This window comes from uncultured Ramlibacter sp. (assembly GCF_936925435.1).
GTDB lineage: Bacteria > Pseudomonadota > Gammaproteobacteria > Burkholderiales > Burkholderiaceae_C > Ramlibacter.
Map to the genome: position 1 here is coordinate 162,872 of NZ_CAKZHQ010000024.1, position 19,100 is coordinate 181,971.

The following is a 19,100-nucleotide window of genomic DNA, read 5'->3' on the forward strand; positions in this document are numbered from 1 at the left end:
CGGGAAAGCTTTCGCGTGAAACCTTAAAATTCAACCTTTGGGAGCGGCAATGAGCGCGATACAGGTTGGCGTTGTGATGGGGTCCAGCAGTGACTGGGACACCATGCAGCATGCGGTGGACATTCTCCAGGAATTCGGCATCCCCCACGAGGCCAAGGTCGTCTCGGCGCACCGCATGCCCGACGAAATGTTCGCCTATGCCCAGGCGGCGGCCGGCCGGGGCCTCAAGGCCATCATCGCCGGCGCCGGCGGCGCGGCCCATCTGCCGGGCATGCTGGCGGCCAAGACCACGGTGCCGGTGCTGGGCGTGCCAGTGGCCAGCCGCCACCTGCAGGGCGTGGATTCGCTGCACAGCATCGTGCAGATGCCCAAGGGCATTCCGGTCGCCACCTTCGCCATCGGCACGGCCGGCGCAGCCAATGCGGCCCTGTTTGCCGTCGCCCTGCTGGCCAATGAAAACCCCGAGCTGCGGGCCCGGCTGGAGGCCTTCCGCGCCAAGCAGACCGAAACCGCCCGCAACATGACCCTGCCGCCCACAGCATGAGCCTGACCGCCATTCCACCGGGCGCCACTTTGGGCGTCATGGGCGGCGGCCAGCTGGGCCGCATGTTCGTCCACGCCGCCCAGCAAATGGGCTACTTCACGGCGGTGCTGGACCCGGACGAGGCCAGTCCCGCCGGCCGCGTCAGCCACCACCACATCCGCACCGCCTACCTCGACCCGCAGGGCCTGGACCAACTGGCCCAGGTGGCTGCCGCCATCACCACCGAGTTCGAGAACGTGCCGGCGCCGGCCCTGGCCGCCCTGGCCCAGCGCCGCCCGGTCGCCCCCGGCGCGGATGCCGTGGCCATCGCCCAGGACCGGGCCCAGGAAAAGGCCCACTTCGGCCGCTGCGGCGTGGCCTGCGCGCCCTATGCGCTGATCGAGTCGGCGCAGCAGCTGGCCGATGTGCCGCCGGACCTGCTGCCCGGCATCCTCAAGACCAGCCGGCTGGGCTACGACGGCAAGGGCCAGCAGCGCGTCAAGACGCGCGAGGAGCTGGCCCGGGCCTGGGAGGCCACCGGCCAGGTGGCCTGCGTGCTGGAAAAAATGCTGCCGCTGGCGGCCGAATGCTCGGTGCTGGTGGCGCGGGGCGCTGACGGCGCCATGGTGCATCTGCCGGCGCAGCTGAACCAGCACCGTGACGGCATCCTTGCCGTCACCGAGGTGTTCGAGGGAAATCTGCCGCCAGAGCGCGCCAAACAGGCGATAGACGCTACTAAATCCATAGCGCAAGGCCTGGACTATGTGGGCGTGCTGTGCGTGGAATTCTTTGTCCTGGCCGACGGCGCGCTGGTGGTCAACGAAATGGCGCCCCGGCCGCACAACAGCGGCCACTGGAGCATGGACGGCAGCGATGTGTCGCAGTTCGACCTGCAGGTGCGCACCCTGGCAGGCCTGCCCCTGGTGCAGCCGCGCCAGCACAGCCCGGCCATCATGCTCAATCTGCTGGGCGATCTGTGGTTGCGCCATGGTGATGTGGAGGTGACACCGCCCTGGGACCAGGTGCTGGCCCTGCCCGGCACCCACCTGCACCTGTATGGCAAGCTGCGCGCCCCCAGGGGCCGCAAGATGGGCCACCTGAACATCACCGGTGCCAGCATCGAGGCCGTGCGCGCCACGGCGCTGCAAGCCTGCGCCCTGCTGGGCATCGAGCCTTTCTGATGGTGTTGGACGGCCGGTCTCCCGCCGCCATCGACGAGGCCGTGCGCCTGCTGACCGAGGGCGGTCTGGTGGCTTTCCCGACCGAGACGGTCTATGGCCTGGGGGCGGACGCCGCCAGCGACACGGCGGTGGCGAAGATCTTTGCCGCCAAGGGCCGGCCCAGCGACCATCCGCTGATCGTCCATGTGCACGAAGCCGCGGCGGCATCGCTGTTTGCATCCGATGTGCCCGATTTCGCTGGCCGCCTGATGCAGGCCTTCTGGCCCGGCCCGCTCACGCTCATCCTGCCGCGGCGGGATGGCATGGCGGCGGCCGCCGCCGGCGGCCAGGCCTCGGTCGGCCTGCGTTGCCCCTCCCATCCGGTCGCCCAGGCCCTGCTGCGCGCCTGCGCCGCGGCCCAGCCGCCGGTGCGCGGCCTGGCCGCGCCCAGCGCCAACCGCTTCGGCCGGGTCAGCCCCACCACCGCTGCCCACGTGCAGTCCGAGTTCGGCCCGGAGCTGCCGGTGATCGATGGCGGCGCCTGCGAAGTGGGGATCGAGTCGACCATCGTCGACTGCACGCGCGGTGTGCCGGTGCTGCTGCGCCCCGGCGTGCTCACGCGCGACCAGGTCGAGGCCGCCTGCGGCCAGCGCCTGCGCGCGCCGGGCGAGCTCGCTGGCCAGGCGCCGCGCGCCTCGGGCACGCTGGAGTCGCACTACGCGCCCAACGCCAAAGTGCGGCTGATGGACGCGAAGGCGTTGCAGACCGCGCTGGACCTGCTGGGCGCCGAGGCGGCCGGCATCGCCACCTATTCGCGCGCCATCCTGCAGTCGCGCTCGCCCGCCATCGTGCGCCGGCGCATGCCCGACGACGCGGCGGAAACTGCCCGCCAGCTGTTCGCCGTGCTGCGCGACTTCGATGTCCAGAGCATGCGGCTGATCTGGGTGGAGACGCCGCCGGACACGCCCGAGTGGGAAGGCGTGCGCGACCGCCTGCAGCGGGCTGCGGCCGGCTGAGCCTGGCCGCGGCCAGCCCCTCGTTAAACTACCTGCAAGCTAATTCTGGAGATCTTCATGGCTTTCAACCGGTTGCGCCGCGCCCTCGTGCTGGCGATGTGCGCTTCGTCGGCGCTGCTGGCGTCCTGCGGCGGCGGCGGCGACGACGTGGTGTCGCAGCTGACCCCGACACGCATCATCGGTTTTGGCGACGGCTTCAGCGACGTCGGCCAGTCCGGCAGCCGCTACTCCATCAATGACGGCACGGTCAACGTCTGGTCGGAGTACCTGGCCTCGGCCTATGCCCGTCCACTGCGGCCCGCTTCCGCAGGCGGCTTGTCGTACGCAGTGGGCAATGCCCGCGTGAGCGCCAAGCCCGATGCCGCCGGCAAGAGCAGCACGCCGACGGTCAAGGAACAGGTCGACACCTTTCTGGCCAGCCAGACCATCGGCGCGGACGACATGATCATCGTCGGCGCCGGCATCGCCGACATCGTCACCGAGTTCATGCTGGTCAGGTCCGGTGCCCAGTCCAGCGACCAGATGCTGGCCAATGTCGGCCAGGCCGGCCGCGACCTGGGCGCGCAGGTGCGCCGCCTGGTGCAGGCCGGCGCCAAGCACGTCGTCGTGGCCGGCACCTACAACCTGAGCCGCTCGCCCCTGGCTGCGCAGACGGGCCAGGGCTCGGCGCTGGACCACGGCAGCCAGCGCTTCAATGACCAGATGCTGATCTCCATCGTCGACCTCGGCGCCAACGTGCTGTACGTGGACGCCGCGCTGTACCTGAACCTGGTGACCTCCTCGCCCGGCTCGTACAGCCTGGACAATGTGGGCTCCATCGCCTGCATCTCGGCCGACCCCGGCCCGGGCATCGGCATCGGCAACGGCCAGGTCAACTCCGCGCTGTGCAACAACAACACCTTGCTGCCCGGCATTGACCCTGGCCGCTATCTGTTTGCCGACGCCCTCTATCTGAGCCCGGTTGGCGCGCGCTTGTTTGGCGACTACGCATTCCAGCAGGTGCGCAAGCGCTGGTAATCCGCTACGGAACCACTACGTTCCAGACAAAACAAGGGCCCCGAGGGGCCCTTGTCCGTTTAGGGCGGCTGTGCCGCAGGGATCACTTCGCCGCGTCGAAGACGGCGCGGGCGGCGGCGTGGCAGAAGGGCGGCTCATAGCTGCCGTGGTAGGCGCCGTAGTAGGTGGCGAAGGCTGCGCTGCTGGGGTCGGTGGGCGCCTGGCCGTTGATGCCGTAGGTGGCGCGGATCATAGTGTCGACATCGACCGAGCTGACATTGCCCAGGCCGCGGCTGGCAAAGCCCGCCTGGGCCACGTTCATGTGCACTGCCGGCGGCACCGTCGGATCGCCCGCGCCGCCGCACAGCAGGGTGCGCGCCTTCGGGTTCCAGGCCAGCAGGTCGTTCTTCTGCGCAGCCTGGTACAGGGCGTTGTTCGGGTTGGTCTGGCTGTCGGCGATGAAAGCCGCCTGGAACAGCGCGTCGCGCGCCTGGTCGGGCGTGCCACCGGGCAGGGCGCCTGAAGTGACCAGGGTCGTGTAATTGAGCGTGGGGCTGGGCAGCAGGTTCTCGATGCCGGCGGCATAAGGCGCCTTGAAGGCCTGGGCCACGCTGGCGTAGATGCCGCCGTAGATCTTCTGGTACGAGGTGACGATGTAGGGCACGAAGAACTGGTAGCCGGCGATGGCCGCGGGGAGCTTGAACGAGCCTGACAGGTTGTAGGGCCCGGCCAGGTGGGCACCGGCCACCAGATTGAACTCCCCGGCGTTGTCGCGCTCGATGGCGCGGTGCGCGGCCGCCGACGCGTGGCCGCCCTGCGAATAGCCGGTGACCATCACCTTGCCCGACAGCGGAGCGCTCTGGATGGCGGCCGCGCTGCGGGCGGCGCGCAGCGAGTCGATCACCACGCTGGCCTCGGAGTCGGCATGCAGGTAGGGGTGGTAGGCATAGCTGGACCTGGCGAAGCCCAGGTAGTCGGAGGCCACCACCGCATAGCCCTGGGCCGCGTACATGGCCGCCAGCAGGAAGGTCTCGCTGTCGGCCGGATTGGCCAGGGTGCGGGGCTTCTGGACGTCCGTGCCTTTGGCATAGGCGAGCAGCGGCGCCGCGGTGGCGGCGCAGGCGCCCACCGGCAGCAGCAGCACGCCCGAGGCATTGGTCCTCTCGCCATGGACGCCGATGGTCTGGTAATTGAGCGCGCTCACGCGCACGTCGCATTTGGCCTTGCCCGTGAGCGCCTGCAGGCCAGTGGACGCGGTGCTCGCATCGAGCTGGGCCGCGGTCATGGTGGTCAGGGCCTGGGGCGCCTCCAGCAGCACGCCGCGGGCGATCTCGTCGCCGCCACCGCCGCCGCAGGCCGCCAACAAGGCTGCTGCCGCCACCACTGTGAGAGGCCGGGTCTGTCTGCGCATGCTTGTCTCCTTTGGAATAGAACGAACGTTCTTTTTTGGAGAAATCATCGTAGCGATGCGGCGCTGGAGCGGGGGTCGCGCGCCCAGGGGTTTTCCCGCGCTGGGTCGCCTTGGCGACCCAGCGCAAGCTCAGCGGTAGCGCAGCTTCATGCCCAGGATGGCCAGGGCCAGCGCCAGGGTGACGGCATTGGCCGCGACGATGGGCCAGGCCGACAGCAGCAGGCCATAGACCAGCCACAGCGCGACACCGACGGTGAAGACCGAGTACATGCCCAGCGAGATGCCGCTGACGTCGCGGCTGCGAAAAGTCAGCCAGGCCTGCGGCACGAAGCTGGCGGTGGTCAGCATGGCGGCGAGATAGCCGATCCACTCGGGCCAGTTGCTCAATGCTGTCATTGGTCGCGTGCCGTCCAGTCGATCATGGCTTCGATCACCGGCCGCAGGCCGCTGGCATTGGCATGGTTGGCGATGGCCACCAGCACATAGCGCCGGCCGCTGGCGCCGTCCACATAGCCGGCCACGCCCGAGACGTCGCGCAGGCTGCCGGTCTTCAGGTGGGCCCGGCCCGCCACGGTGCCGCGGGTGCGGCGCAGCGTGCCGTCGGTGCCCGAGATCGGCAGCGAAGACACCAGCTCGGGCATCAGCGGCGAGGCCCAGGCGTACTGCAGCAGGCGCGCCAGTTGCGCCGCCGTGATGCGCTCCTCGCGCGACAGGCCCGAGCCGTTGTCGAACACCGGCGGTTCGGCGTCCAGGCGCTCGCGCCACCACTGGCGCAGCAGCTCGCGCGAGCCTTCCAGCGTGCCGCTGCCCTTGCGCTGCAGGCTGAGCGTGAGGAACAGCTGCTGGGCCATCACGTTGTTGCTGAACTTGTTGATGTCGCGCACGACCTCCGTGAGCGTGGGTGACTGCACTTCGAAGGCTGGCTTGAGCTGGGCCGGCACCCGGCCGTCGCGCACCTGGCCGGCCAGCTTGCCGCCCATGTCCAGCCACAGGCCAGCCACGGCGCGGGCCGCATAGCCGCGCGGGTCGGCGTAGGCCACGGGCCAGCTGCGCTCGCCGCAGGACTGCGGGTAGGCGCCGGCCAGGCGGATGCGCAGCGGGTCGCTGAAGTCGGCCTTGAGGGCGGCGCGCCAGTCGCCGCAGTCGCCGGCCGCGGTGGCCACGCTGGCGGGCAGCTGCACCCCGGCCAGCGGCGGCTCCACATGGACCGCCGCCTGGCCGTTGCGGTCGGGGCTGAAGGTCATGACGATGGACTTGAAATTGAGCAGCAGGGCGTCGGGCGCGGCGTTGTAGGGCCGCAGCGGCTCGCCGTCGAAGGCTCCCGGGTCCTGCGCCACGGTCTCGAAGGCGCTGTGGTCCAGGACGATGTCGCCGGCGATGGCGCGGATGCCCAGGCCCTGCACCCGGCGCAGCAGCAGCCACAGGCGCTCAACCACCAGCTTGGGGTCGCCCTGGCCGCGGATGTAGAGGTTGCCCTGCAGCGTGCCGCCTTGCACCGGTCCATCCACATAGACCGGGGTGGACCAGGCGAAGGCCGGGCCCAGCAGGTCGAGCGCGGCGATGGTGGTGGCCAGCTTGGCCACCGAGGCCGGATTGACCGGCACGCCGGTGCGGTGGGCAAGCCGAGGCGCGGCCTTGCCGTCGGCATCCACCACCAGCACGGTGATGGCGCTGGCCGGCAGTCTGGCGCGCGCCAGCGCCGCTTCGGCTTCGGCAGGCAGGCCCTGCGCAAGCGTGGAACCGGTGGACAGCAGGGCCAGCCACAGGGCCAGGCGGGAGGGCAGGAGCATGGGGCAATTATCAGCCTCGATAATCAGGGCTTGCCGGATTGCCACCTTTGAAACTCCTTGCCTTCGATACCAGCACCGAGGCCCTGTCCATCGCCGTGGGCTGGGAGGCCGGCGGCCGCCTGGAGCGGCTGGAACACAGCGGCCCCGGCGGGGCCCAGGCGTCTGCCACGCTGATCCCTGCCGTGCAGGACCTGTTGCGCCGCGCCGGCCTGCGGCTGCAGGCGCTGGACGCCATCGTCTTTGGCCGCGGGCCGGGCTCGTTCACCGGCCTGCGCACGGCCTGCTCGGTGGCCCAGGGCCTGGCCTTCGGCGCGAATGTGCCCGTGCTGCCGGTGGACACGCTGATGGCGCTGGCCGAGCAGGCCCGCATCCAGCAGGGCGCCACCCAGGTCGTGGCCTTGCTGGACGCACGCATGGACGAGGTCTATTCGGCGGCCTATGCCTTCGGCGACGGCGTCTGGCGCCAGCAGGGCGAGTTCCGCCTGGGCCGGCCCGAGGCGCTGGAGGTCCCGCCAGGCTGGGTCCTGGCCGGCAATGCCTTCAAGGCTTACGGCGACCGGCTGCCGGCCGCCGCCGACCGGATCGAGGCCCTGCCCACGGCCGCCGCCCTTCTGGCGCTGGCGCCGGCGCTGCTGGCCGCGGGCCGGGCTGTGGATGCCGCCGGCGCCCTGCCCCTGTACATCCGCGATAAAGTGGCGCAAACCACCCAGGAACGCGCCGATGCGCGCGCCCTTGCCGCCGGTCCCCCATGAGCGCCGTCCTCCACACCTCCATCGAAGCGCAGTTCGAGCCGCTGTCTGAAAGCCGGCTGGAAGCGGTGCTGGCGATCGAGCAGCTCGCCTACGAGCACCCCTGGACACGCGGCAACTTCACTGATTCGCTGCGCGCCGGCTACCAGGCCCAGGTGCTGCATGCGGCCGACACCGTGCTGGGCTACTTCGTGGCCATGCAGGGCGTGGACGAGGTCCACCTTCTCAACATCACGGTGGCGCCCGCGCACCACGGCCAGGGCTGGGGCCGCGTCATGCTCGATGCACTGGCGGTGTGGGCGCGCGGCCAGGGCGCGCAGTGGCTGTGGCTGGAGGTGCGCGCCGGCAACCAGCGCGCCCAGCAGATCTACGAGCGTCACGGCTACCGCCGGGTGGGTGAGCGCAAGAACTACTACCCCGCAGCCCAGGGCCGGCGCGAGGACGCGGTGGTCATGAGCCTCAAGCTATGAGCCTGCAGCTTGATGCGCGCCGGCTGGCGATGCTGGAAGAGATGGGTCTGAAGATCTGGCAGCCGCCGGAGGCTGTCCAGGCCGCGCCGCAAACCCGGGCCGCTCCTGAAAAGATAGCTGACCAGGTCCGTCCCATCCGGGAATCGGCCCCATTCGTCCCTCAAATGCCAGCCCAGCCCGTGGCCAGGGCGCCCGCGGTCCAGGGCGACCGGCCGGCCGGCATCGAGGCCATGGGCTGGGAGGCGCTGACCGAGGCCGTTGCCGGTTGCCGCGCCTGCGGCCTGTGCCAGGGCCGGCGCAACACGGTCTTTGGCGTAGGCGACCAGCAGGCCGACTGGCTGATCGTCGGTGAGGCGCCGGGCGAGAACGAGGACCTGCAGGGCGAGCCCTTTGTCGGCCAGGCCGGCAAGCTGCTGGACAACATGCTGCGCGCGCTGGCGCTGGACCGCCACAACAAGGTCTACATCACCAACGTGCTCAAGTGCCGCCCGCCCGGCAACCGCAACCCCGAGCCACAGGAGGTGGCGCAATGCGAGCCCTTCCTGCGCCGCCAGGTGGAGTTGCTGCAGCCGAAAATCATCCTGGCCCTGGGCCGCTTTGCCGTGCAGTCGCTGCTGCAGACGACCGAGCCGATCGGCAAGCTGCGCGGGCGAGTCCACCAGTACAACGGCGTGCCGGTGGTGGTGAGCTACCACCCGGCCTACCTGCTGCGCAACCTGCCAGACAAGGCCAGGGCCTGGGCCGACCTGTGCCTGGCGCAGTCCGTTCTGGACAAGATGACGCCCCAGTGACACGGGGCTGGGGCATTTCCGGGCTTATTGCGCACCTGGGCGCCTGAAGACGCACTGCGAGGATTGCGAGGCGCCGCGGCCCTGTGCTACTTTCAATGCATTTCCGTGGCCGGTCTGGCGTTCCTGCAAGCTGCCGCGAACCTCCAGTCCCGCAGCATGACGCACAAAAAATCTCTTCGCCTGCCCGCCAACAGCCCCGCCGTCGCGGGCTTTCGCCCGGCTGGTGCGGCGCTGGCTGTGGCGGCCGCTTTTGCCGCCATGCCTGCCATGGCCCAACCCACAGGCGCGCAAGCCATCCACGGCGCGGCCAGCCTGAGCCAGCAGGGCAACCGTCTGGTGGTCACGACGCAAAACGGCGCGGGAACGAACCACTCGGCGATCAACTGGCAGTCCTTCTCGGTGCCCGCGGGCAGCGCCACCCAGTTCAACCAGCCATCGGCGGCCAGCACCTCGATCAACCGGGTGCTGGGGTCCAACCCCAGCGCCATTTTTGGCACCCTCAGCTCCAACGGGCGCCTGGTGCTGGTCAACCCCTCGGGCATTGCCGTGGGCGCCGGCGCGGTGGTCGATACCGCGGGCTTCACGGCATCGACCCTGCGCATGAACGATGCCGATGCCCTGGCAGGCCGCCTGCGCTTTGAAGGCGGCGGCGGTGCATTGAATGTGGCCGGCCAGGTTCTGGCGCGCAGCGGCGACGTGGTGCTGGTCGCCCCGAGCATCGAGACCACGGCCAGCGCCTTGCTGCAAAGCCCCAACGGCGCCACCGTGCTGGCGGCCGGCCAAAAGGTCCACATCACCGGCCGCGGCCTGGAAGGCATCCAGCTGGAAGTGCAGGCGCCTGGCGACAGCGCCGTGAACCTGGGCACGCTCTCGGGCGATGCCGTGGGCATCTTTGCCGGGACCTTGAAGCACTCCGGCCTGGCCAGCGCTAACGCGGTCAGTGCCGAGGGCGGAAAGGTTGTGCTCAAGGCCCAGGATGCGGCCGATATCGCCGGCCGCATCACGGCCAGCAAGGGAACGACAGGCGGCCAAGTCCATGCCACGGCCAACAAGGTCATGCTGCGCAGCGGTGCGGTGATCGATGCCAGCGGCGCCAATGGCGGCGGTGAGGTGTTGGTGGGTGGTGGCTGGCAGGGCAAGGACGGGCGCGTGGCCAATGCGCAGCAGACCACGGCTGAAGCGGGCTCCAGCATCAGCGCCGATGCCACGGCGAGCGGCGATGGCGGCACGGTCGTGCTGTGGTCCGATGGCGCCACGCGCAGCCAGGCGGCCATCAGCGCCCGTGGCGGCGTCGATTCCGGCAACGGCGGCCAGGTCGAGACCTCGGGCAAGCAGTACCTGGACGTGACGGTCGCGCCGCAGGCCAACGCCCGCGCGGCCGGATGGCTGGGCGGCCAGTGGCTGCTGGACCCGCAGGAGATCGTGATCGGCACTGGTGGCCCGGCTGCGGCGCCCACGCCCGCGCCCAACACCTACACGGGCGCCAACGCCGGCGGCGCCTCCTACCTGTCGCCCGCGACCATCCAGACCGCGCTGAACGCCGGTACCAACGTCACCGTCCAGACCTCGGGGGGCACCACGATTGCGGGGGCCAACGAGCCGCGCATCCGCGTCGCCGAGAACATCAGCAAGAGCGCCGGCGGGGCCGCCACGCTGCGTCTGGTGGCGCACGAGAACATCCAGGTGGACAGCAACGTCACCATCGGCTCGACCAGCGGCGCCCTGCACCTGGACTTCACTTCCGGTTACGCGCTCGACGCGGGCGCGCCGTCTTCCACGGGCGGCTCCATCCTGCTCAAGAGCGGCTCCACCCTGCAGTCCAACGGCGGCTCGATCGCGATCTCCGGCGTGGCCACCGCCAGCACGCCGACCGAGGCCGTGGAGATCAATGGCCTGGTCAGCGCCGGCGCCGGCGCCATCAACATCACCGGCAACCATCCCAGCATGGACCGGCGCAGCGTGCTGGTCTATTCCGGCCGGGTGGAAAGCACCACCGGCCCGATCTCCATCAATGGCGCCGGGTCCGTGCAGAGCGTCAAGCTGCTGCAGGGCACGGTGAGTTCGGGCGGCGGTGCCATCAACATCACGGCCAGCGGCGCCAACAACAACCACTCGGTCGAGATCGTCAACCAGACTGGCCAGTCAACCGTGGGCTCGGGCAGCGGCGCGATCGGCATCACGGGCAACCTCACCAGCGGCGGCGCCAGCGCGGGTTCGGAAGCGTCCGGCCTGCTGGTACAGAACTCCACCATCAGCTCGACCACGGGCGCCATCACCCTGGCCGGCGATTCGGGCTGGACCAGCGGCGTCGCGCAGATTTCCCGCGGCGTGCTGCTCAAGCCGCTGGCCAATGTAACGACTGCCGGCAACATCAGCATCACCGGGCGTGTCGGGAACAGTGCCTCGGCCACCAGCGTGGGCTTGCGGCAGGATGCGACATCGACCGTCTCCAGTTCGGGCGGCAATGTGACGCTGTCGGGAACGCTGAACAACCCTTCCACCGCCGATGGCACCGGCGCGCGCATCGCCGGTAAGGTTGCTGCGCCGGCCGGCTCCGTGACGATCACCGGCAACGCCAGCGTCGGTGGCTCGTCCGGCACCGGGCTGCTCATCACCAATGGCGCCGACATTTCGGCCCTGCTGGGCGTGACCGCGACGGGGACCGCGCAGTCCTCCACCACCGCGACCAACGTCATCGGCGTGCAGATGACCGTCACCGCCCCGCCTCCACCGGGCGCACCGACGATCACGTCGGCCGGCAACATCGTCATCACCGGCACGCTGGATGCCAACAGCGCCAGCGGCAACGGTGCCTTGCTGCTGGAAGCCGGGACAGTGGCCGCGACGGGCGCGGCCAACACCATCACCCTCACCGGGAGCGGCGTCCCCGCGCCCGCGCCGGTGTCCGCTCGCGACGTCTACATCGGCGGCACGTCCATCACCAGCGGCGGCGGGGAGATCAAGCTGAGGGGCGACCGGATGGAGATTCTGTCGGGCGTCAACGCCGGCACCGGCCGCACGATGATCACGCCGTTCAACACCAGCCGGTCCATCACGCTGGGCGGCACCAGCGAGGCCATCGCGCTGAACCTCAGCAACAGCGAGCTGAACCTGATCACCGCCAGCACTCTTGTGATCGGCGGCAGCACCTACAACGGCGGCATCAGCATCGGCAATAACGGCGGAGCGGTGAACCTCGTCAACGCACCGTCGCTGAGCCTGATCAACAAGAATGCGGGTCCTGGGATCAGCCAGACCGCGAGCCTCACCGTCACCAAGCTGAACGCCGACGCGAACACGGTGACCTTGAACAACGCCGGCAACCAGATCACCCAGCTCAGCGGCCGCAGCTACGGCGGCCTGTTCGATGTCAGCAGCGCCAATGCCCTGGCGGTGAGCACGGTCGATGGCATCGCTGGCATCGATGCCGGCACCTATTCGGTGGTGCTGACCAGCGGCGGCGCCCTGTCCCAGACCCAGGCCATCAAAGTCGGTGCCAGCAATAGCTTCACCGCAAGCGCCACTGGGGGCATGACACTGAACCACAGTGGAAACGTGCTGTCCACCATCAACGGCGCCTCCAACAGCGGGTCGGGAAATCTGGTGCTGCGCAGCACTGGCGCCACCACGATCAGCGGCTCGGTCAACAGCGCCGGCAGCGTCGACGTGGCCAGCACCGGCACCCTGACCCTGGCCTCCACTGGGGGTGTCAGCGGCAGCGGCGCCTCGCTCAAGTCCGGCAGCGGCGCTCTAACGCTGCAAACCGGCGTATCTGCCGGCACCGGCGTGCTCAAGCTCGAGTCGGCCAGCGACATCATCCTGGACATCGGCGGCAGCGCCAGCGCAGGTCTTTATGGCGGCAGCACCACCTTGCTGACGGGCGCCGGCGGCAAGCTCAAGAAGACGGGCACGGGTGTGGCCATCCTCAATGTCGACGTGAGTGCGGCGGAGACCGAGGTCAGCGACGGCAAGCTGCGCATTGCCAAGACCTTCAGCAACACCGGCAACCTGATCGTCTCGGGCAATGGCGCGCTGGAGCTCGATGGCAACGGCGCCACTCTGGACAACAGCGGGGTCGTACAGTTCCAGATCGACAACGGCCTGACCGCCCTGAGCAACGGCACCTCGGTGCAGAACCACGGCCACTTCAAGAAGACCGCTGGCTCGGGCACCAGCCTGGTCAGCGGCTATGACCTGAGCTTTGCCAACCACACGGATGGCAAGATCTACGCCATGAGCGGCACGCTGGCATTTGGCACCGACGTGCTGACCGGCAGCTCCGGATTGATCAACCTGTCCACCGGCGCGACGGTCAAGGCGGCGGTCACCGCGCCCGCCACTTTCGCCAACGCGGGCGTGATCGAAGGCACGGGCACGCTGGACCTCTCGGCGGGCGGCACGCTGACCAACACCGGCACCATCCGTCCGGGCGGCAGCGGTGCGGTCGGCACCCTCAACCTGATCGGCAGCCTCAACACCTCGGCCGGCACCATTGAGCTGGAGCTCGCCAGCACGGCCAACTACGACAAGATCGTCTTCACCGGCAATCTGACCACCGACCCGAACACAGTGCTGAATTTCACACCGCTGACGGGCGCCACCTACGTCGCCGGCGACTCCTTCACGCCTTTGACGCGCAGCGCCACCGGCGGCTCCGCCAGCGGCGGCCTTTCCGCGCCCACGGGCTATACGCTTGCCGTTGCCTCCGACCCGCCCGGCGTGATCGTGACCGCGCAGGCGCCGGCGCCATCAGCGCCTGCGCCCGGTCCGACGCCCCCTGCCCCGCCGGCCAGCCCGACGCCGCCTGCGCCCCCGCCTGCGGCTCCCACGCCGCCGACCCCGCCCGCGCCGCCACCGGAGCCGACCCCGCCCGCGCCTCCACCGGCCAGCCCGCCGCCGCCCGCACCGAGCCCAACGCCCCCCGCCTCCCCGGCATCACCCGCGCCGCCCCCGCCGCAGGCGAGCGCAGAAGAAGTGCGCGAGCCGCTCAACCAGGTGCTGGTCTTCCAGGACCTGTTCCAGCGCGCGCTCGACGACCAGGCCTTCTTCAAGGACAAGGGGCGCGGCGGCAGCGGCGAAGCCGTCATCGTCAACGAGGTGCAGTGCCGGACCTGAGGTGATGGGCGGTCAACAGGCCGCCAGCTCCCGTGGAATGGACGTGGTGCGCTGCGCTTTTGATAGCAACTGAGGCGCCGGAGGGCCGGTGACCCCAAACACCGGGGGGCTGGGTCCTTTTTCACAGACTCAGGGATGGCGTTCGCGGCCAAACCGCAGGAAAATCGGCCCAGTTGCCAGTTGTTACAGGGGCCTTCGCCATGTCCACCGAGTTGTCCTTCACTGCGCGCGTCGCAGCAAGCCCCGCAGTTGCCGGCTTCCAGCCGCTGGTGTTGGCGGTTGCGGTTGCCGCGTGCTTCGGCAGCACTGCCGCGCTGGCCCAACCCACAGGCGCGCAAGCCATCCACGGTGCGGCCAGCCTGAGCCAGCAGGGCAACCGTCTGGTGGTCACGACGCAAAACGGCGCCGGCAGCAACCACTCGGCGATCAACTGGCAGTCCTTCTCGGTGCCCGCGGGCAGCGCCACGCAGTTCAACCAGCCCTCGGCGGCCAGCACCTCGATCAACCGGGTGGTGGGCACCAACCCCAGCGCCATCTTTGGCACCCTCAGCTCCAATGGCAAGTTGGTGCTGGTCAATCCTTCGGGCATTGCGGTGGGCGCTGGCGCGGTGGTCGACACCGCAGGCTTCACCGCCTCCACCCTGCGCATGAGCGATGCCGATGCCCTGGCCGGGCGCCTGCGCTTTGGCGACGGCAGCGCCGCCGGCGCGCTGAGCGTGCAAGGCCAGGTGGTGGCCCGCGGCGGCGACATCGTGTTGATCGCGCCCCAGCTGGAGATCGGTGCAGCGGCGGTGGTGCAAGCCATTGGCGGTGACACCATCCTGGCCGCCGGCCAGAAGGTGAGCATCACCGGCCGCGGCCTGGAAGGCATCCAGCTGGAAGTGCAGGCGCCGGCCGACCGTGCCGTCAACCTGGGCAAGCTGCAAGGCGATTCGGTTGGCATGTTCGCCGGCCAGCTGCAGCACAGCGGCCTGGTGCAAGCGGCCAGCGCCGTTGCGGAGGGCGGCAAGGTGGTGCTCAAGGCGGTTGGCGACACCCTGGTCGATGGCCGCATCACGGCCACTGCCGGCACGCGCGGCGGCAGCGTCGACTTGCTGGGCGGCCGGGTGGCGCTGTTCGGCAGCGCCGTGGTCGATGCCTCCGGCAGCCAGGGCGGCGGCCAGGTGCGTGTGGGCGGTGACTACCAGGGCGCCAATGCCGGCGTGCCCAACGCCAGCCACAGCTTTGTTGGCGAGGGTGTCAGCATCCGTGCCGATGCCGGTGTGCAGGGTGATGGTGGCCGGGTGATCGTCTGGTCCGACGAGGGCACGCGCATGCGCGGCCAGATCTCGGCGCGTGGCGGCGAGCAGGGCGGCAACGGCGGCTTTGCCGAAGTCTCCGGCAAGCAGTTCCTCGAATTCACCGGTCTCGCCGACCTACGCGCGCCGCATGGCACTGTGGGCACCTTGCTGCTGGACCCGAGCGACATCGAGATCAGGGTGGCGGGTCCGTCGACGGTGCCGCCCGCTGTGGGCTACGACTTCAGCGGTGGCCCGGCCAGCGCCGTGCTGATGGTGTCCGACCTGGAGCGGCAACTTGGCTTGGGCCACACACGCGTCGTCGCGACGGATACCAGCGGTGGCCCCCCCGGCGGCAGCATCACTGTGAGTGACGCGGTGAACTGGACATCGGGCAATGCGCTGGCGCTGGAGGCCAGCAACGGCATCGTCCTCAATGCCGATGTGAAAGGCTGGGCGAATGCCAGCAGGGCGGCGGCCGGCGGGAAGCTGCTGCTGTATGCGAAGGGTCCCGATGGCATCACGCAGAGCAACGGCATCGTCCAGGTGTCGGAGCTGATCTTGGCTTCCGCGGCAGGTGCGGTGACCATGGCCAAGGACAACAAGGTTGGCAAGCTGGCCGCTTCGGTGGCCAGTCTTCTGGATTTCCGCAATGTGAGCGGCCTGTCCATCGGCAGTCTGTCAAACCCTTTCCTGCTCGAACCGGTGGCTGGCATTGCGGCTGGCGACAGCATCAGCATCAGCGCCGGCGGCAACATCAACCTGGGCACTTCCAACGTGCATTCGTACGATGGCGACATCACGGTCAAGGCGGGCATCGTGGGGTCCACCCCAGGCAATGGCAGCATCCTGGGCAGCGCGAACATCACGAACATCACGAACATCAGCACGGGGTACTACGGGGTCCACAGCGGTTCGGTCACCCTGAAAGCCCACGGGGCCGGCACCATCAACGTTGGCAACATCGACACCTACGGCTGGGGCGTCAGCTCTGAAAGCATCGGCACCAACGGCGGCCATGTGACCGTCACCTCGGCTTCCGGCGCGATCACCACCGGGACCATCAACACCAGTGGCTACAGCGGTTACGGAGGCTATGAGAGCGCCGGCGGCGCCGGTGGCGACGGCGGGAATGTCAGCATCAATTCCACCGGCGGTGGGGCCATCCGGCCGGGTGCCATCTTCACTTTCGGCGGCAGCGGCGGCAGCGGCTATGACGACGGTGCTGCGTGGGCCGGCGGCCGTGGCGGCAAGGCCGGCAATGTGACGGTCGTCACCTCCGGCTTGCTCTCTACCAACCACAGCGCCGGTTCGGCTGCCTTCCCCATCACCGCGCTGGGCGGCGTCGGCGGCAGCAGCGATACCGGCGCCGGCGGCAATGGCGGCGCCGGCGGTGTGGTCAGCCTGCAGTTCGGCAGCCTCGCGGCCGGTTCCCTGGGGACGATTGCCACCCGCGGCGGCGACGGTGGTCTGGGTGCCACCGTGAACCCCGGGGACAGCAGCTTGCGGCGTCGCGGCGGCAACGGCGGCGATGTCAGCATCAAGGGGACGGTCGGCAATCAGTCGTTGACCGACCTGGTCGTCATTGCCAATGGTGGCGACGGCGGCGAGAAGCGCTCGGCGAGCTCGGCCGACAGCAGTGGCGGCGACAGCGGCAACATCTCGGTCAAGGCCACGGCCGGCAACCTGGCCCTGGGTGGCTTGCTCTTCGCCTCTGGCGGCCTGCCTGGCGTGCTGGGCGAATCCTGCGATGCATGTGATCCCCCCATGAGCCTGACGCCCGGCACGGGTGCGGGCGGGGTGTTCACCCTGTCGGCGACGGGGGGTACGGTCCAGGTCTTCAATGCGCTCTTGCTCGATGGCGCGAAGTGGGGCAACAACAGCCAGCTGGCCGTGTCCAGTGGCGGCAGCATCGGCGGCACCATCGTGCTGGTCAACGAGGCTGACGGCGGTGTGATCACCGTGACCGACCGGAGCTCCATCACGCCTTCAGGCGGCGTGGAGAACCGCGGCACGCTCAACATCGGCAACAGCGAGGGCAGCGGCAGCTATGCCTACAACGTCAATCTCACCCGGAACCTGGGTCTGGTGGATGTGCGCACAGGCGAGCTCTACACACCCAGCCTGAGCAGCAACGAAGGCCGGCTGACCGTCAGTGGGGCCCTGCATGTCGGCTACACATCCGATGCAAGCGGGGGGCCCTCTCCGGGCAATCTCACCAACCTCGGCACCATCCAGGGTTCCGGCACGGTCTACGCCAACCTGACCAACTCGGGCACGGTGTCGCCGGGCATCGCATCGACGCCAACTGTTCCGCAGCCGATCGACGTGCGCATCGGTGCGCTGACCATCGAAGGAAATTTCATCCAGACCTCCAGCGGCACGCTGTCGATGGAGATCGCCGGTCCCCGTGACGGACCTAACGAGCCCTACGACCGCCTCATCGTCAGGGGCACGACGGTGCTGGGTGGCCAACTGCTCGCCACCCTGACCGAACGGCTGGTGTCGCCACCGCCACCGCCTTTGCCGCCGCTGTCTCTGCAGATGCCGATGACAGAGCCGGCACCGCCACCACCCTATGTGCCGGTGCCTGGGGATACCTTCAACGTGATCCAGTCGACCGGCGCGGTCAGCGGCCAGTTCAATCAGATTCCCGCGCTTGCGGGGCTGCGGGTCAATGACGCGCCCCCGCCGGTGGCGCCACCACCGCCCGGGGCATCGCCGCCGCCGGTGGTGGTGGTGACGGCCCCGCCGCCCGGAGCGCCGGCGCCGATCCCCGATGCGCCACCACCGCCGTCGGTGTCGCCTCCGCCTCCGTCGGTGTCGGGCCCGCCTCCGTCGGTCTCGGGACCGGCCACCCCTTCGCCGCCGGCCGTCAGCCTGGACCCAATGGATCCGGCGGACCCGGTGGAGGTGGTGCGGCAGCAGCCCAATGCGGTCACCCAGGACCTGAACAACGTACAGACCTTCCTGGCCCTGCTGACGCAAGAATCCCAGGACCAGAGGGACGAGAAGAAGCAGGGAGACATCACGTTCACCGACGCCCAGTGCAAGCCCTGAGGGCCCGCCGCTGCGCACCAGCAGTTCACCAGCGGCAGGCGCGCGTCAAGGGCTGGCGCGGCCCAGTGTCTTGAGCGCGTCCTTGCCGATCCAGCGCGCCGTCGCATCGTCCGATGCTGCCAGCCGCCTTGCAAGCGCCACAGACGCCTTGGCCAGCTGTGCGTTGCGCCGGCCCACCGCAGCCAGCGCCATCGCCACCGCCTTCTTGACGAAGTTGCGTTCGTCGGTGGCGGCGGCCTCGAGCAGCGGCAGCGCCGCCAGGAATTGCGCATCGCTCGCCTGCTTGTCGTGCAGCGCCAGCGCCCACAGCAGGGCGAAGGCGGCGCGCTTGTGGAATTCACCTTTCTTCGCGGCCCAGACGGCCGGCTTGTCCCAGCGCGGCGCCACGCGGTCGAACAGGTTGAAGCAGACCGTGTCGACGATGGCCCAATTGTCAAAGTCCTTGCACCAGCGCTCCATCTGCGCGGCCGTCACCAGGGCCGGCTCGTCCACCATGCAGGCGAGCATGCGCGCCTCGTAGATGCCGCTGTCCCAGAGCGCCGCGGCCAGGGCGTGGTCGCGGCCCAGCTCCCTGGCCAGGCGCTTCATGTCCGCCATGCTCACGCCCAGCGCATGCTCCTGCGGGATGGCATAGCGGGTCATCCCGGCCAGCGTGGCGGTGCTGGCGTGGGATTTGAGCCAGGCCAGGGCGGAGGCGGCGTCAGCTTGCATCGGCCATCAGCTCCAGCAGCGCTTGCACCTT

General features: G+C 69.5%; 13 protein-coding genes. 9 read left to right on the forward strand and 4 right to left on the reverse strand.

From position 1 onward, the window contains the following. The first annotated feature begins 49 nt into the window (after positions 1–49). Genes purE through Q0632_RS13060 form a run of 4 tightly spaced genes read left to right on the forward strand, consistent with a single transcriptional unit; the run spans position 50 to position 3,716 of the window. Positions 50–544: a 5-(carboxyamino)imidazole ribonucleotide mutase gene (purE, locus tag Q0632_RS13045; protein ID WP_298930466.1), complete on the forward strand. Its 495-nt coding sequence runs from the start codon at positions 50–52 to the stop codon at positions 542–544. After that, complete coding sequence (locus Q0632_RS13050) at positions 541–1,704, forward strand: 5-(carboxyamino)imidazole ribonucleotide synthase (RefSeq protein ID WP_298930470.1); 1,164 nt, start codon at positions 541–543, stop codon at positions 1,702–1,704. Before purE ends, Q0632_RS13050 begins: the two co-directional genes overlap by 4 nt. Further along, positions 1,704–2,699 carry an L-threonylcarbamoyladenylate synthase gene (locus Q0632_RS13055; RefSeq protein WP_298930472.1) on the forward strand — a complete coding sequence of 332 codons (996 nt, stop codon included), beginning with the start codon at positions 1,704–1,706 and terminating at the stop codon, positions 2,697–2,699. Before Q0632_RS13050 ends, Q0632_RS13055 begins: the two co-directional genes overlap by 1 nt. 57 nt (positions 2,700–2,756) lie before the next feature. Further along, positions 2,757–3,716: an SGNH/GDSL hydrolase family protein gene (locus Q0632_RS13060; RefSeq protein WP_298930474.1), complete on the forward strand. Its 960-nt coding sequence runs from the start codon at positions 2,757–2,759 to the stop codon at positions 3,714–3,716. Between the two features lie 82 nt (positions 3,717–3,798). On the opposite strand, the gene Q0632_RS13065 is transcribed toward Q0632_RS13060, so the two are convergent. The 3 genes from Q0632_RS13065 to dacB all read right to left on the reverse strand — a co-directional run bounded on the left by Q0632_RS13065 (position 3,799) and on the right by dacB (position 6,896). Further along, positions 3,799–5,106 carry a lipase family protein gene (locus Q0632_RS13065; RefSeq protein ID WP_298930476.1) on the reverse strand — a complete coding sequence of 436 codons (1,308 nt, stop codon included), beginning with the start codon at positions 5,104–5,106 and terminating at the stop codon, positions 3,799–3,801. Positions 5,107–5,235: 129 nt separating this feature from the next. After that, positions 5,236–5,502: a SemiSWEET family sugar transporter gene (locus Q0632_RS13070; RefSeq protein WP_298930479.1), complete on the reverse strand. Its 267-nt coding sequence runs from the start codon at positions 5,500–5,502 to the stop codon at positions 5,236–5,238. Further along, positions 5,499–6,896, reverse strand: a complete 1,398-nt coding sequence (gene dacB / locus Q0632_RS13075; protein WP_298930482.1) for a D-alanyl-D-alanine carboxypeptidase/D-alanyl-D-alanine-endopeptidase — start codon at positions 6,894–6,896, stop codon at positions 5,499–5,501. The genes Q0632_RS13070 and dacB overlap by 4 nt, the downstream gene beginning before the upstream one ends. Before the next feature lie 47 nt (positions 6,897–6,943). On the opposite strand from dacB, the gene tsaB reads away from it, so the two are divergent. The 5 genes from tsaB (at position 6,944) to Q0632_RS13100 (ending at position 18,358) form a co-directional block, all read left to right on the forward strand. Next, positions 6,944–7,648, forward strand: coding sequence for a tRNA (adenosine(37)-N6)-threonylcarbamoyltransferase complex dimerization subunit type 1 TsaB (gene tsaB / locus Q0632_RS13080; protein WP_298930485.1), 705 nt, complete (start codon positions 6,944–6,946; stop codon positions 7,646–7,648). Further along, positions 7,645–8,115 (forward strand): ribosomal protein S18-alanine N-acetyltransferase, encoded by a 471-nt coding sequence (gene rimI, locus Q0632_RS13085; protein ID WP_298930489.1) that lies wholly within the window; start codon positions 7,645–7,647, stop codon positions 8,113–8,115. Before tsaB ends, rimI begins: the two co-directional genes overlap by 4 nt. After that, positions 8,112–8,906, forward strand: a complete 795-nt coding sequence (locus Q0632_RS13090; protein ID WP_298930491.1) for a uracil-DNA glycosylase — start codon at positions 8,112–8,114, stop codon at positions 8,904–8,906. Before rimI ends, Q0632_RS13090 begins: the two co-directional genes overlap by 4 nt. 156 nt (positions 8,907–9,062) lie before the next feature. Then, the gene (locus Q0632_RS13095) at positions 9,063–14,021 is read left to right on the forward strand and encodes a filamentous hemagglutinin N-terminal domain-containing protein (RefSeq protein ID WP_298930493.1); all 4,959 of its coding nucleotides are present in this window, start codon (positions 9,063–9,065) and stop codon (positions 14,019–14,021) included. A 200-nt stretch (positions 14,022–14,221) separates the two neighbouring features. Beyond that, positions 14,222–18,358 (forward strand): filamentous hemagglutinin N-terminal domain-containing protein, encoded by a 4,137-nt coding sequence (locus Q0632_RS13100; protein WP_298930495.1) that lies wholly within the window; start codon positions 14,222–14,224, stop codon positions 18,356–18,358. Between the two features lie 45 nt (positions 18,359–18,403). Here Q0632_RS13100 and Q0632_RS13105 read toward each other — a convergent pair whose 3' ends face one another. Beyond that, a complete protein-coding gene (locus Q0632_RS13105) occupies positions 18,404–19,069 on the reverse strand; it encodes a DNA alkylation repair protein (RefSeq protein ID WP_298930497.1) in 666 nt (221 codons plus the stop codon). Positions 19,070–19,100 lie beyond the last annotated feature (31 nt).

What these genes read in the sequence shown, in the direction of transcription:
- purE (WP_298930466.1), top strand. Translation starts at nt 50, where the DNA reads ATGAGCGCGATACAGGTTGGCGTTGTGATGGGGTCCAGCAGTGACTGG.
- Q0632_RS13050 (WP_298930470.1), top strand. Translation starts at nt 541, where the DNA reads ATGAGCCTGACCGCCATTCCACCGGGCGCCACTTTGGGCGTCATGGGC.
- Q0632_RS13055 (WP_298930472.1), top strand. Translation starts at nt 1,704, where the DNA reads ATGGTGTTGGACGGCCGGTCTCCCGCCGCCATCGACGAGGCCGTGCGC.
- Q0632_RS13060 (WP_298930474.1), top strand. Translation starts at nt 2,757, where the DNA reads ATGGCTTTCAACCGGTTGCGCCGCGCCCTCGTGCTGGCGATGTGCGCT.
- Q0632_RS13065 (WP_298930476.1), bottom strand. Translation starts at nt 5,106, where the DNA reads ATGCGCAGACAGACCCGGCCTCTCACAGTGGTGGCGGCAGCAGCCTTG.
- Q0632_RS13070 (WP_298930479.1), bottom strand. Translation starts at nt 5,502, where the DNA reads ATGACAGCATTGAGCAACTGGCCCGAGTGGATCGGCTATCTCGCCGCC.
- dacB (WP_298930482.1), bottom strand. Translation starts at nt 6,896, where the DNA reads ATGCTCCTGCCCTCCCGCCTGGCCCTGTGGCTGGCCCTGCTGTCCACC.
- rimI (WP_298930489.1), top strand. Translation starts at nt 7,645, where the DNA reads ATGAGCGCCGTCCTCCACACCTCCATCGAAGCGCAGTTCGAGCCGCTG.
- Q0632_RS13090 (WP_298930491.1), top strand. Translation starts at nt 8,112, where the DNA reads ATGAGCCTGCAGCTTGATGCGCGCCGGCTGGCGATGCTGGAAGAGATG.
- Q0632_RS13095 (WP_298930493.1), top strand. Translation starts at nt 9,063, where the DNA reads ATGACGCACAAAAAATCTCTTCGCCTGCCCGCCAACAGCCCCGCCGTC.
- Q0632_RS13100 (WP_298930495.1), top strand. Translation starts at nt 14,222, where the DNA reads ATGTCCACCGAGTTGTCCTTCACTGCGCGCGTCGCAGCAAGCCCCGCA.
- Q0632_RS13105 (WP_298930497.1), bottom strand. Translation starts at nt 19,069, where the DNA reads ATGCAAGCTGACGCCGCCTCCGCCCTGGCCTGGCTCAAATCCCACGCC.